11 protein-coding genes are annotated in these 12324 nt (G+C 69.0%); 4 read left to right on the forward strand and 7 right to left on the reverse strand.

Features of this window, described 5'->3' with window-relative positions:
* Positions 1–11 precede the first annotated feature (11 nt).
* From OKJ99_RS04975 to OKJ99_RS05000, 6 genes are all read right to left on the reverse strand, one after another.
* Positions 12–812: a DUF1295 domain-containing protein gene (locus OKJ99_RS04975; RefSeq protein ID WP_326014503.1), complete on the reverse strand. Its 801-nt coding sequence runs from the start codon at positions 810–812 to the stop codon at positions 12–14.
* Entirely contained in the window at positions 809–2098 is a 1290-nt protein-coding gene (locus OKJ99_RS04980; RefSeq protein WP_326014504.1) for a cyclopropane-fatty-acyl-phospholipid synthase family protein, read from the reverse strand. Before OKJ99_RS04980 ends, OKJ99_RS04975 begins: the two co-directional genes overlap by 4 nt.
* Complete coding sequence (locus OKJ99_RS04985; protein ID WP_326014505.1) at positions 2095–3378, reverse strand: class I SAM-dependent methyltransferase; 1284 nt, start codon at positions 3376–3378, stop codon at positions 2095–2097. Before OKJ99_RS04985 ends, OKJ99_RS04980 begins: the two co-directional genes overlap by 4 nt.
* Complete coding sequence (locus tag OKJ99_RS04990; RefSeq protein ID WP_407700646.1) at positions 3375–4121, reverse strand: DUF1365 domain-containing protein; 747 nt, start codon at positions 4119–4121, stop codon at positions 3375–3377. Before OKJ99_RS04990 ends, OKJ99_RS04985 begins: the two co-directional genes overlap by 4 nt.
* On the reverse strand, positions 4115–5419 hold the full coding sequence (locus OKJ99_RS04995; protein WP_326014630.1) for an NAD(P)/FAD-dependent oxidoreductase: 1305 nt from the start codon (positions 5417–5419) through the stop codon (positions 4115–4117). The genes OKJ99_RS04990 and OKJ99_RS04995 overlap by 7 nt, the downstream gene beginning before the upstream one ends.
* Positions 5420–5526: 107 nt before the next feature.
* Complete coding sequence (locus tag OKJ99_RS05000; RefSeq protein ID WP_326014507.1) at positions 5527–6177, reverse strand: fasciclin domain-containing protein; 651 nt, start codon at positions 6175–6177, stop codon at positions 5527–5529.
* A 166-nt stretch (positions 6178–6343) separates the two neighbouring features.
* Here OKJ99_RS05000 and OKJ99_RS05005 point away from each other — a divergent pair, with 166 nt between their 5' ends.
* Positions 6344–7936 carry a sulfite oxidase gene (locus tag OKJ99_RS05005; protein ID WP_326014508.1) on the forward strand — a complete coding sequence of 531 codons (1593 nt, stop codon included), beginning with the start codon at positions 6344–6346 and terminating at the stop codon, positions 7934–7936.
* Positions 7937–7976: 40 nt separating this feature from the next.
* Here OKJ99_RS05005 and OKJ99_RS05010 read toward each other — a convergent pair whose 3' ends face one another.
* Positions 7977–8777, reverse strand: a complete 801-nt coding sequence (locus OKJ99_RS05010) for a TetR/AcrR family transcriptional regulator (RefSeq protein ID WP_326014509.1) — start codon at positions 8775–8777, stop codon at positions 7977–7979.
* Positions 8778–8984: 207 nt separating this feature from the next.
* On the opposite strand from OKJ99_RS05010, the gene OKJ99_RS05015 reads away from it, so the two are divergent.
* The 3 genes from OKJ99_RS05015 (at position 8985) to OKJ99_RS05025 (ending at position 12304) form a co-directional block, all read left to right on the forward strand.
* The gene (locus tag OKJ99_RS05015) at positions 8985–10475 is read left to right on the forward strand and encodes a purine-cytosine permease family protein (protein WP_326014510.1); all 1491 of its coding nucleotides are present in this window, start codon (positions 8985–8987) and stop codon (positions 10473–10475) included.
* The gene (locus OKJ99_RS05020; protein WP_326014511.1) at positions 10472–11620 is read left to right on the forward strand and encodes a Zn-dependent alcohol dehydrogenase; all 1149 of its coding nucleotides are present in this window, start codon (positions 10472–10474) and stop codon (positions 11618–11620) included. Before OKJ99_RS05015 ends, OKJ99_RS05020 begins: the two co-directional genes overlap by 4 nt.
* 111 nt (positions 11621–11731) lie before the next feature.
* Positions 11732–12304: a thioesterase family protein gene (locus OKJ99_RS05025; RefSeq protein WP_326014512.1), complete on the forward strand. Its 573-nt coding sequence runs from the start codon at positions 11732–11734 to the stop codon at positions 12302–12304.
* Positions 12305–12324: the final 20 nt, after the last annotated feature.

Raw genomic sequence — 12324 nt, forward strand, 5'->3', positions numbered from 1 at the left:
CTCCACACACGTCAACGGCGGGGCGGCAGTGGGAAGAAGCCGCTGGTACGGGTCGCGTACTCGGCGTAGCCCGCACGCTCGGCCATGTGCTGCTCCAACAGCCGTTTGCCGCTGCCCTTGGTGAGCAGCAGGCTCATCACCAGCGGTGATACGACGCTGACGGCCGCCGCGGCCGGCGAGTCGCACACGATCAGGAACAAGCCCCACCAGACACAGAAGTCCCCGAAGTAATTGGGATGGCGGGTGTAGCGCCACAGCCCCCGGTCCATGATCCGACCTCTGCTCGCAGGGTCCGCCTTGAACCGGGCCAGTTGGGCGTCACCCACGGCTTCGAAGAACATGCCGACGGCCCACAGTGAGGTACCGGCCCAGGTGACGCCGGACATCGCGCCAGGCACGTACTGCGCCGCCTGCACGGGCAGCGAAACGAGCCAGACGAGCGCCCCCTGGAGCAGGTACACCATGCGCAGCGCATACAGGTTCCGGTCCCCGCGAGCCTTGGCCAGCATCCGCTCGTAGCGCGGGTCCTCGCCGTGCCCGCGCCCGCGCCGCGCGATGTGCCCGGCAAGTCGCAGCCCCCACACGGCCGTCAGTACGGTCACCAGGACCCGCCGCCCCGGATCGCCGGCGCCCGCGGACGCCAGGAGGCTCACCCCGGCGACCGCGGCGAACCCCAACCCCCACGCCACGTCGACGATCCGATGCACGCCCTTGCGGACGGCCACGGCGAAGGTGAAGAGCATGACGGCGAGCGAGGCGACGGCCGACCACGCAAGGCCCACCGCGAAGTCGCCCCAGGCGAAGCCATTCACAGCCGGTCCAGGCCGGGATACCAGTCCCGCGGCGTCGCGGGCGCGCCGCTGTGCCCGGTGGCCGTCGGGCGGACGGCGAGAATCTGGTCGACGCCCATGCGCCGCTCCTCGAAGGCAAGGGCGCCGCCCACCAGGTACAGGCGCCACACGCGGGCCGTTTCCTCACCGACGAGCGCCACGAAGTCGGACCAGCGTTCCTCCAACGTGCGATGCCACGCGGCGACCGTACGCACGTAGTGCTCGCGCAGCGACTCCACCGACCGCACCTCAAGACCTGCCGTCTCCAACAGGTCGACCGTCTCGCCCAGCGGACGCATGTGCATGTCCGGGGCGATGTACGCCTCGATGAACGCGCCGCCGCCCGGAGCCACCGAACCGCGCGACATCTGCTGCACCAGAATCCGCCCCGACGGCCGGACCATCCGGTGCAGCGCCGTGGCGAACGCCGGGTACTCGGCATCCCCGACGTGCTCACCCATCTCGACCGTGGCGACCGCGTCGTAGTCGCCGCCGATGATGTCCCGGTAGTCCTGGCACACCACGTTCACCCGGTCCGTCAGTCCGCGCTCGCGCACCTGCTCATCCACGTACGCCGCCTGCTCGCGCGCCAACGTCACCGCGGTGACCCGTGCCTGGTACCGCTCCGCCGCGTACAGCGTCAGGGAACCCCAGCCGCAGCCGATGTCGAGCAGCCGGGCCCCGGGTGCCAGGCCGAGCTTGCGGCAGATCAGCTCCAGCTTGGCGCGCTGCGCGTCTGCCGCGGTGAACTCCGGTCCGCCGCCCGCCCAGTAGCCGCACGAGTACGCCATCGTCTCGTCGAGGAGCAGCCGGTAGAAGGCGTTGGACAGGTCGTAGTGGTGGCTGATGGCGGCCCGGTCGCGGGACCTGGTGTGCAGGGCACCGCGCAGCCGTGCCTGGGACGCGGGCGGTGCCGGGGGAGGGCCCACCGCGCCGAGCCGGGCGGCCGTTCCCGCGGCACGGGCGCGGCCGGTGAGGGAGAGGCGGGGCGCGTGCAGGTTCCGTTCGCGGGCCGCGGACCACATGGCTCGCAGCCCGGCCGCGAGATCACCTTCCACGTCGATCTCCCCGGTCACGTACGCCTGCGCGAGACCCAACTCGCCCGGTTTCCACAGCAGTCGGCGCAGGGCGCGACGGGAGTGCACGACGACCAGAGGACTGTCGGCCGGGCCCGTCTCGGCGCCGTCCCAGGTGCGCAGGCGGACCGGGAGCGATCCGCCGAATGTGGTCTCGGCGAGTGCGGCGAGGCGGTGGGCGGCACCGGTCATCGGGCAATCTCCTCCTTGGTGAGCGAGTACTGCTGTACGTCGAGGTACCCGGAGCGGAATCCGGCCTCGGAGTAGGCGAGATAGAACGTCCACATCCGGCGGAACGTCTCGTCGAAGCCGAGCGCGGCGACCTCGCCGGCCCGCTCGGTGAACCGTTCCCGCCACAGCCGCAGCGTCTCCGCGTAGTGCGCGCCGTAACTGTCGCGGCGGACGATCGCGAGGCGAGTGTGGTCGCGTACGGTCCCGGCGATCGCCTCGACGGTCGGCAGCAGCCCACCCGGGAAGATGTACTTCTGGATCCAGGTGTACGTGGACCGGCTGGCCAGCATCCGCTCGTGCGGCATGGTGATGGCCTGTAGCGCGACCCGGCCGCCGGGCGCCAGGCGTTCGTCGAGGGTACGGAAGTAGGTGGGCCAGAACTCGGCGCCGACCGCCTCGATCATCTCCACGCTGACGACGGCGTCGTAGGTGCCGCGCGCCTCGCGGTAGTCGCACAGTTCGACGGTGACACGGTCGGCGAGCCCGGCCGCCGCGACGCGTTCGAGCGCGAGGTCGCGCTGTTCGCTGGAGAGGGTGAGCGACGTGACCCGGGCCCCGCGCGCGGCGGCGCGGATCGCGAGCTCGCCCCAGCCGGTGCCGATCTCCAGCACCCGACTGTCCTCGCGTACCTCGGCGAGGTCGAGCAGCCGGTCGGTCTTGCGGCGCTGGGCGTCGGCGAGCAGCCCCCAGGTGGCGGGCAGGCCACGGAAGACGCCCGAGGAGTAGCTGAGGGTCTCGTCGAGGAAGAGCGCGAACAGGTCGTTGGACAGGTCGTAGTGGTGGCTGATGTTGCTCCGGGAGCCGAGTGGGGTGTTGCGCCGGGCCGAAGGCTGACGCAGCGCCCACAGCCCGCGCAGACGCTGGAGGGGCGCGGGCACCAGCTTGGAGGCGTGGGAGGCGAGGACGGTGAGGGCCGCCACGAGATCGGGGGCGTCCCACTCACCGGCCATGTACGACTCACCGAACCCGACCAGTCCCTGCTTGCCTATGCGGCGGTGGAACGCCTCTGGCCGGTGGATGTGCAGGACCGGCCCGCCCTTGCCGAGCTCGGTGCCGTCGGCGAACCGCACACGCAGCGGCAGTTGACGCAGGGCGCGGCGGACGACGGCCGCGGCGACGGCGGTCCGGGGCGGCGAGGCGGGCGGTGGCGCGGCGACGTCGGGCCATCGGATCGGGTCCACCGGGAAGTGCGGGGGCCCGGCCGGGGGCGCCGTGGTGGGGTGGGTGTCGCCGGTTCTCATGAGGTGTGCTCCGGAGTGCTGTGTTCATGCTGGTCGGGGCGGGGTTGGACGGGCAGTCCCCGGAGATACAGCCGGATGCCGTGCAGGCGGATGGCCGTGGACACGGCGAGCGTGGACCACGGCCTGCGCACGGCGAGGCCCAGCAGGGTTCGTGTACGTACTTCGTGCCGGGTGCCGCGCACGGTTGCGGTGAAGGGTCTGCCGTCGTCCCGCTCCAGGTGCACGGTGAGGTCGACCCGGTCCCCGGGGGTGGGCAGCCGCATGCGGTAGCGGCCGTCGACGGGGAAGAACGGCGAGACGTAGAACTCCTTGTCGGTCACCGCCAGACCCGAGGCATCGGGACGCAGCAGATAGTTGTGGCGCCCCCCGTACGTGTTGTGCACCTCGGCGACGACACACCGCAGCGCGCCGTCGGGCCCGTGACACCAGTACAGGGTGAGCGGGTTGAACACGTACCCGAGCACGCGCGCGTGAGCGAGCATCACGACCGGGCCACCCTGGAGGTCCACTCCGCGCTCGGCCAGGAAGGCATCGAGGCCGGCGCGGATGGACGGCCGGTCGCCCTCGAAGTGATCACGGGCGTCGAAGCCCGCCAACGGCCGTAGTGCTGTCGGCAGTTCGGGTGGGTGGTCGGGGTCGATGAGCCACATGTACGTGCGATGGCGCAACGCGTACCGTCGCGGCGCGGTCCGTACGTGGGCGACCGTTACGCGGTACAGGGCCGGGGTGGTGGTGCTCACCATCGCACCCCCAGGGCCGCGGCGGCCGCGACACCGGAGGCGCAGCCGTCCTCGTGGAAGCCCCACCCGTGATACGCCCCGGCGAACGCCGTGACGGCGGTGCTCAGTTCGGGAAGCCGTCGCTGAGCAGCCACCGACTCCGGTGTGTAGACCGGGTGTTCGTACACCATGCGGGCACGGACCAGGGCCGGATCGACGCGGTCCTCACCGCCGAGCGTGACGACGTACGTCTCCGGTGCGTCCAGGCGCTGGAGCCGGTTCATGTCGTAGCTGACCCGCAGCCGGTCGGCGCCCGCCGCGCAGGACGGCATCAGATAGTTCCAGGAGGCGCGGGCACCCCGGGCGCGCGGCAGCAGGCGGGTGTCGGTGTGCAGAAGCGTGACGTTGCGGGAGTACCGGAACGCCCCAAGAACCTCCTTCTCCCGTGGCGTCGCGTCGGCCAGCAGCTTCAATGCCTGGTCGGGGTGGGTGGCGACGACCACCGAGTCGTACGCGCGCGTGAAGCCGTCGGCTGCGGTGAGGGTCACGCCGTCCGGATGCCGCTGCACGGCGTGGACCGGAGCCCCGGTACGCACTGCGTCCAGCCCCTTGGCGACTTCGTCGACGTAGCTGCGGGAGCCGCCGGTCACGGTGCGCCAGGTCGGCGAACCGCTCACCGACAGCATCCCGTGGTGTCTCAGGAACCGGAACAGGTACGCGGCCGGGTAGCGCTGTGCCGTCGCGGCGTCACAGGACCACACCGCCGACACCAGCGGAGTCACGAAGTGCGTACGGAAATAGCCGGAGAAGCCCTCGCGGTCCAGGAACTCACCCAACTTGAGGGCCTGGTCGGGCTCCTGTTCCAGCAGGTGCAGCGCGGCCCGGTGGAACGCGGGCACCTGCCTCAGCAGACGCAGATAGTCCGCGCGCAGGGCGTTGCGGGGCCGCGCGAACAGTCCGCTGGGGCCGCGCGCACCGGCGTACTCCAGGCCGCAGCCTTCGCACCGCACCGACATGCTCATCTCCGACTCCTGCGTGGCGACGCCGAGTTCGGCGAACAGGCGCAGCAGATTCGGATAGGTGTGACGGTTGTGCACGATGAAGCCGGAGTCGACATGGTGTCTCGCCCCGTCGGGAGAGTCCACCTCGTGGGTGTGCGCGTGCCCGCCGAGCCGGTCGTCGGCCTCGTACAACGTGACGTGATGTGTGCGGGCGAGCACGTGCGCGGCGGTGAGCCCGGCGATGCCACTCCCGATCACGGCAGTGCGCCGCCGACTCACCGTCCCCGCGGCGGCAGCCCCCGGTCTGCCCCCTGGCGCCATCGACATCGCCTCTCCTCTCAGTCCTGCGAAAGCCTTCTCACGGGTAATCCGGCGCCGATCACGCATCGGATTGGGAGAGGGGGACACGTGATGGCGCCGACTCCGGGTCAGCTCTTCGGCATCAGGACGCTGTCGATGATGTAGACGTTGGCGTTGGCGGTCTTGACGTTGCCGCAGACCACGTTCGCCGAGCCGTTGACCTTGTAGGACTCGCCCGAGCCAGAGGTCGTCAGCTTCGACTTCTCCAGCGTCTCGAACGAGCCCTTCTCCAGGTCCTTCGGCGCGAGCTTCTGGCCCACCACGTGGTAGGTCAGGATCTTGGTGAGCTGCGCCTTGTCGTTGAGGACCTTGTCCAGGTCCGCCTTCGGGATCTTGGCGAAGGCGTCGTTGGTGGGCGCGAAGACGGTGACGTTCTCGGCGTTGTTGAGCGTGTCGACGAGACCGGCCTTCTTCACGGCGGTCACCAGGGTGGACAGGTCCGGGTTGTTCGACGCGGCGGTGGCGACCGGGTCCTTCGCCATCCCGGCGAACGAGCCGGCACCATCCTTGGGCACCGACGCACAGCCGGGACCGAACGGCTCGCTCATCGTCTTCGTGCCGTCCGAAGGACTGTCCTTTTCGGTGCCCTTCGACGCGGAGGCGGAAGAGCTGTCGGAGCCGGTGTCCTTGGAGCTGCTGTCGGAACAGGCGGCCAGCGCCAGCGGCAGCAGGGCGGCAGCGGTGACGGCGACGGCGGCACGGCGGGTTCGAGTGCGCATGGCAATCCCTCCACAATCGGATCAGTGGGAGCACCTTTGCTCCCGGCACCTGTAATCCGGGGTGGACGGGAATGCGGATTGGTCGATTCCCCGAACGGGTGAAGATCCACCCGCCGATGGCGGCACCGACCAATCCGCCCCACCGATCGAGGACGTATTCCGGGGCATGGACGACGACGTGACACACACCCGGCCCCGAGGCATCAAACGGCTGTCCCTCGGCGCGCTGAGCGGCCTGCTCGCCGGATACGCGGCCATCGCGGTCGCCGAACTGGTCTCCGCGGCAGTGCGGCCCGAATCGGGGCCGATCGTCGCGGTCGGCGGAGCGGCCATCGACCGCACCCCGCCCGCCGTGAAGGACTGGGCGATCCGCCAGTTCGGCACGAACGACAAACTGGTGCTGCAACTCGGCATCCTCGCCGTGCTGTCGCTCCTTGCGCTGACGCTGGGCATCCTCGCGACCCGATGGCGCCTCATCGGGTCGCTCGGCGTCCTGGCCTTCGGCGCCGCGGGCGCGCTGGCCGCCACCGGCCGCCCCGACTCGACGGGCGTGACCGACGCACCGCCCTCAGCTGCCGGTGGGGTGGCCGGGGCCGCACTGCTGTACTGGCTGGTCGGACGGCTCGGACGCCCTGCCGGGACCTCGGCTGCGGTGTCCGAGCCGTCCGACTGGGACCGGCGCGGCTTCATCCTCGCCGCCACCGCTGCGGCCGCGGCCTCCACCGGAGCCGGCCTCGTGGGCCGCGCCCTGAACGGCTCGCAGGGGCAGAACGCCGTCGCCTCACGCAAGGACGTGGTGATCCCCTCGCCTGCGTCCGAGGCCACGCCCACGCCTCGGGGCGCCGCCCTGCGCATCGGCGGCATCAGCCCGTACGTGACACCCAACGCGGACTTCTACCGCGTCGACACCGCCCTGGTCGTCCCCAAGGTCGACGCCACCACCTGGAAGCTGCGCATCCACGGCAAGGGCCTCGACCGCGAACTCACCCTGTCCTTCGCTGACTTGCTGAAGATGCCGCTCATCGAACGCACCATCACCCTCACCTGTGTGTCCAACGAAGTCGGCGGCCCGTACGCCGGTAACGCCCGCTGGGTCGGCGTCCGCCTGGCCGACCTCCTGGAACGGTGCGGAGTCAGGCCGCCGTCCAAGGGCGGCCCCGCCGATCAGTTGGTGGCACGTTCAGTGGACGGCATGACCATCGGCAGCCCGGTCGAGGACGTGATGGACGGACGGGACGCGATGCTCGCCGTCGGCATGAACGGACAGCCGCTGCCCTTCGAGCACGGCTTTCCCGTCCGCATGCTGGTGCCAGGACTGTACGGCTACGTGTCCGCCTGCAAATGGATCCGTGACATCGAACTGACCACGTTCGACGCCTACGACCCGTACTGGGTCAAGCGGGACTGGGCCCGGCGCGCGCCCATCAAGACCCAGTCCCGCATCGACACACCAAAACCCTTCGCACGCCCCAAGGCAGGCACTGTCATGGTCGCCGGAGTCGCCTGGGCGCAGCACCGCGGCATCGACAAGGTCGAGGTCCGCGTCGACGACGGCCCCTGGCAGGAAGCCCGCCTCGCGGCCGAGGACACCCGCGACACCTGGCGCCAGTGGTCCTACGAATGGGAGGCCACCAAGGGCAGCCACACCCTCACGGTCCGGGCCACCGACCGCACCGGCACGACGCAGACAGCCGAACGCACCCCGACGATCCCCGACGGAGCCTCCGGCCGGCACTCGGTCGTCGTCACTGTCGACTGAGGAACGGTCGGGTAAGAGGAGTCTGTGCGGGAGTTGGCGCTCACCGGGCAGCTTCGTACGGAGGCCAGAACACCTCGGTGAGTAGCGCACGCATCAGCTCGACGTTCATTCCCGGTGTGCCGGTCAGCAGTTGGGTGGCGGCGCCGTCGACAAGGGAGGTGAACCGCGCGGCGATCATGCCGGGGTCCCGATCTCCGATGGCCCCCGCGTGTTGGGCGTTGACGACGACGGTGTGGATGAGGGACCGCCACCGCTCATAGAGGTCGTTGTGGGCCGGGCGGAGTGCCGGGACCAGGATGGCCTCGGTCCAGAACTGGATCCAGACGGACCACTCGTCGCGGACCACGGGATCCACCGGTAGCTGGCTGTCGATCAGGTGGTGGAGCTGTGCGGTGGGGTCGTCACGGAGCTGGTCGAGTCGAGCCCGCACGCGGACGAACATCCGCTCGGCGTAGTGCTGGAGCGCCGCGGTGAGGACATCGTCCCTGGTGGGAAAGTAATAGTGCACGGTTCCGGTGCTGACGTCGCAGGCCTTGGCGATGTCGGCGATCCGGACCATGTGGAAGCCCCGGGTGGCAATCAGCTGCGCCGCGGAGTCGAGAATGCGCCGCTCCGGCAGCGGCGAGTCGGGGTGGCCGCCGTCGTCCCCCCGGCCGGTCAGCAGGTACTCGGTGGAGAAGCCGAGGGCGTCGGCGAGGGCTGCGATCTCGGCGGGCTTGAACGCGCGGGTGCCGGCCAGGGACTTGGACAGCTTGTGGGGTGCGAGCCCGATCTCGGCAGCGACGCTGCTCTGGGTGCGGGCTGCCCGCGCGATCGCATCACGAATCCGATTTCCGTCCACCTCCTGACCCTACATCGCAAGATGTCGCGCACGAGTCGATGCACCACGACGGCGCAGGGCGGGGCCTGAACGCAAAGGTGATGACGCTTCAACGCGATGGGGTTGACAGTCGCCGAGGGGGAAATCATAGTGGCGACTGACTGACCCATCAGATTGTTGCGATTATGCGTGAGGAACGAACAAAAGAGACCTGTCAGGAGAGTTGGCGTGTCACCACCCGTGGAGTTGCCCAGCGACGAGGCCACGTCCGCCCCACCCCGTCGCAACGGAGTCGAGCGCCGGTCGATCGACTACGTCCCCCGCTCCGAGCGTCACGGCAAGGCGTGGCATCTGTGGCCCGTGTGGTTCTGCGGTGATGCGCATCTGACGACCCTCGCCGTGGGTGTCATCGGGGTGAGCCTGGGCACGAACCTGATGTGGGCGTCCCTCGCGATCGTGGGCGGCTGTGTCTTCGGCACCCTGTTCATGGCGGCTCACTCGGCGCAGGGCCCCCACATGGGACTGCCTCAACTCATCCAGTCCCGGCCGCAGTTCGGCTATGTCGGGGCGCTGTTGGTGTTCGCCGTGGCCATCGCGACGTACATCGGGTACAACGCGTTCAATCAGATCCTTGCCGGGCAGACCTTCCACGACGTCCTCGGTGTCGATGCGGGCAGCTCCGCCCTCGGATTCACCTTCCTGGCCATGGTGATGGCCTTCCTCGGCTACTCCTGGTTCCACAAGCTGCAGCGGTACCTGTCGTTCGTCCTCATCGCCGCGATGCTGGTCTTCACCGTGCATACGCTGCTGTTCGACCGTTTCCCCGACGGGCAGCTCAGCTTCGACGGGTTCTCGGCGACCGCCTTTCTCGCGCAGTTCTTCACCGCCGCCGCCTATCAACTGAGTTGGGCGATCTACGTATCGGACTACTCCCGGTACCTGCCCGCGAGGGTCAACACCCGGGCGACGTTCTGGTGGACCTACCTCGGGGCGACCGTCGGCGGGGCATGGATGATGCTGATCGGCGCCGCGGTGGCCGCGATGTATCCCGCGCTCAACGTCGCGCAGGCGCTGGTGGAGACGGGCAACCATGTCTTCGGCGGGTTCGGCGAGATCATCACCGTCCTGGCCCTGGTCGGACTGATCACCAGTGCGGCGCAGAACTTCTACGGATCGTCGTTGACGATCCTCAGCGCCGTGGACTCGGTGCGGCCCATCAAGGCGACGCTCTTCAAGCGCATCGTCGCGCTGCTGGTCGCGGGCGTCGTCGCGATCTTCATCGCCAATAACGCCAATGACGACTTCATGGCCGAGTTCGGCAGTTTCCTCGCGGTCATGCTGTACCTGTTCACGCCGTGGACAGCGATCAACCTCGTCGATTACTACTTCGTCCGCAAGGGCCACTATTCCATTCGCGAGATCTTCAACCTCCAGGGAATGTACGGGCGTTGGGACTGGCGAGGAATCTTCTCCTACGTCATCGGCTTCGCCGCGATGAGCCCGTTCTTCGTCACCGTCTGGTGGACAGGACCGATCGCCGAGATGCTCGGCGGCGCCGACATCGCCATGCTGCCCGGCCTGGTGGTCGCATCGGCCCTCTATTACCTGGTGTGCCGCAACCTCGACCTCGACGGCGAGCGCGCCCTCATCGCGCAGCTCGATGTCGGTATCGACGACGAGGAAATCGGCGCGACCACCCCTGACCCGGTCCCCCTGTGAGCTCGTCGTCCCGGCACGAGCGATTGGAGAAATGTGTGAACGTCACTGCCGCCGTCTTCCGCGAACCCGGAAAGCCGCTGACCATCGAAACCGTGCAACTGGCCGGTCCAGAGGCCGGCGAAGTGCTGGTCAAGGTCGTAGCCAGCGGGATCTGCCACAGCGACCTGCATGTGGTGAAGGGCGAGTGGTCGACATCGGCGCCGCTGGTCCTCGGCCACGAAGGTGCCGGCATCGTCGAAGCGGTCGGCACCGGGGTGACCACGGTGTCCCCGGGCGATCACGTCGTGCTCTCCTGGATGCCGTACTGCCGCCGCTGCCACTACTGTCTCGCCGGGCGGCCGAATCTCTGCGAGTTGGTCGAGTCCACCGCCTACAACAGCGTGATGCTCGACGGCACCACCCGGCTGTCCCAGGCCGGCGAACCGGTCTACAGCTACCTGGCCACCGGCTCCTTCGCCAACTGGGCCGTGGTCCCCGAGACCGCCGCGATCCGCATCCGCGACGACGCGCCCCTCGACAAGGTGTCACTGGTCGGCTGCGCGGTCGCGACCGGGATCGGCGCCGTCGCCAACACCGCGCGCGTCCACATGGGTTCGTCGGCGCTGGTCATCGGCTGTGGTGGGGTGGGCCTGTCCACCGTCAGCGGCGCCGCCATCGCCGGTGCGAGCCAGGTGATCGCCGTCGACATCAACGACGCCAACCTCGACCGGGCCCGGGCGCTCGGCGCGACCCACACCCTCAACAGTCGCACCGACGACGTGCTGTCCGCTCTGCCGGCGATCACCGGGAAGACCGGCGTCGACTATGCCTTCGAGGCGATCGGACTGCCGGCCACGATCGAACTCGCCTACGAGGCCCTGGCCCCCGGCGGCACCGCCGTCGTCGTCGGTCAGGTCGCCGAAGGCAAGAAGATCAGCATCGACCCGTTCGTCATGTCCGACCGCGAAAAGACGCTGACCGGATGCAACTACGGATCCTGCCGACCCCCGATCGACTTCCCGATCCTCGTCGACCTGTACATGAACGATCGGCTGCCGCTGGACTCCCTGATCGAGCGGGCGATCGGCATCGACGAGATCAACGATGCGTTCGACGCCATGATCCGCGGCGAAACAGCGCGCCGCGTCATCATCCACGAGCACTGACGCACCGAGCACTGACGCACCGAGCACTGACGCACCGAGCACTGACGCACCGAGCACTCACGCACCGAGCACTCACGCACCGACGAACCGACGCATGAAATGGAGCCGGGTATGGCCACTGGCGACGACATGACCGAGGGAAACAGCAGCCGGGTGATCACCCCCTACGAGGGCACCGGGCATCGAGAATGGGACGATACCGCTGAGGTTTCCGCGCCCCTGTCTCTGCACCGCACCACGGTCAGCAAGGCGTGGGTGGATTACAACGGCCACATGAGCGAGTCCTGCTACCTGCTCGTCTTCGGCGACAACTCCGATGCGTTCTTTCGCTACATCGGTATCGACGAGCAGTACCGGGCCGAGGGCCACTCGCTGTACACGGTCGAAACCCACGTGCACAACCTCCGTGAGGTGGCCGAGGGCGAGCCGATCCGGCTGACCCTCCGCGTGCTGGATCACGACGCCAAGCGGGTCCACATCTTCCACGAAATGCATCACGGCACGAACGACACCCTGCTGGCCACGGCCGAACAGTTGCTGGTTCATGTCGACATGGCGCAAGGCCGGTCGTGTCCGATGCCCACGAGCCTGCTCCACCGGCTGGCAGCGATCCAGCAGGCGCACGCCACCCTGCCCCGCCCCGAATCGGTGGGCCGTCCGATGGGAATTCGTCGCCGCGGCTGAGCCGGCCCGTTTCCCTCGCG

It is taken from the genome of Streptomyces endophyticus, from assembly GCF_035798155.1.
Classification (GTDB): domain Bacteria; phylum Actinomycetota; class Actinomycetes; order Streptomycetales; family Streptomycetaceae; genus Streptomyces; species Streptomyces endophyticus.

Coding starts and splice junctions, on each gene's coding strand:
- OKJ99_RS04980 (WP_326014504.1), bottom strand. CDS start 2,098: ATGACCGGTGCCGCCCACCGCCTCGCCGCACTCGCCGAGACCACATTC.
- OKJ99_RS04985 (WP_326014505.1), bottom strand. CDS start 3,378: ATGAGAACCGGCGACACCCACCCCACCACGGCGCCCCCGGCCGGGCCC.
- OKJ99_RS04990 (WP_407700646.1), bottom strand. CDS start 4,121: ATGGTGAGCACCACCACCCCGGCCCTGTACCGCGTAACGGTCGCCCAC.
- OKJ99_RS04995 (WP_326014630.1), bottom strand. CDS start 5,419: ATGGCGCCAGGGGGCAGACCGGGGGCTGCCGCCGCGGGGACGGTGAGT.
- OKJ99_RS05000 (WP_326014507.1), bottom strand. CDS start 6,177: ATGCGCACTCGAACCCGCCGTGCCGCCGTCGCCGTCACCGCTGCCGCC.
- OKJ99_RS05005 (WP_326014508.1), top strand. CDS start 6,344: ATGGACGACGACGTGACACACACCCGGCCCCGAGGCATCAAACGGCTG.
- OKJ99_RS05025 (WP_326014512.1), top strand. CDS start 11,732: ATGGCCACTGGCGACGACATGACCGAGGGAAACAGCAGCCGGGTGATC.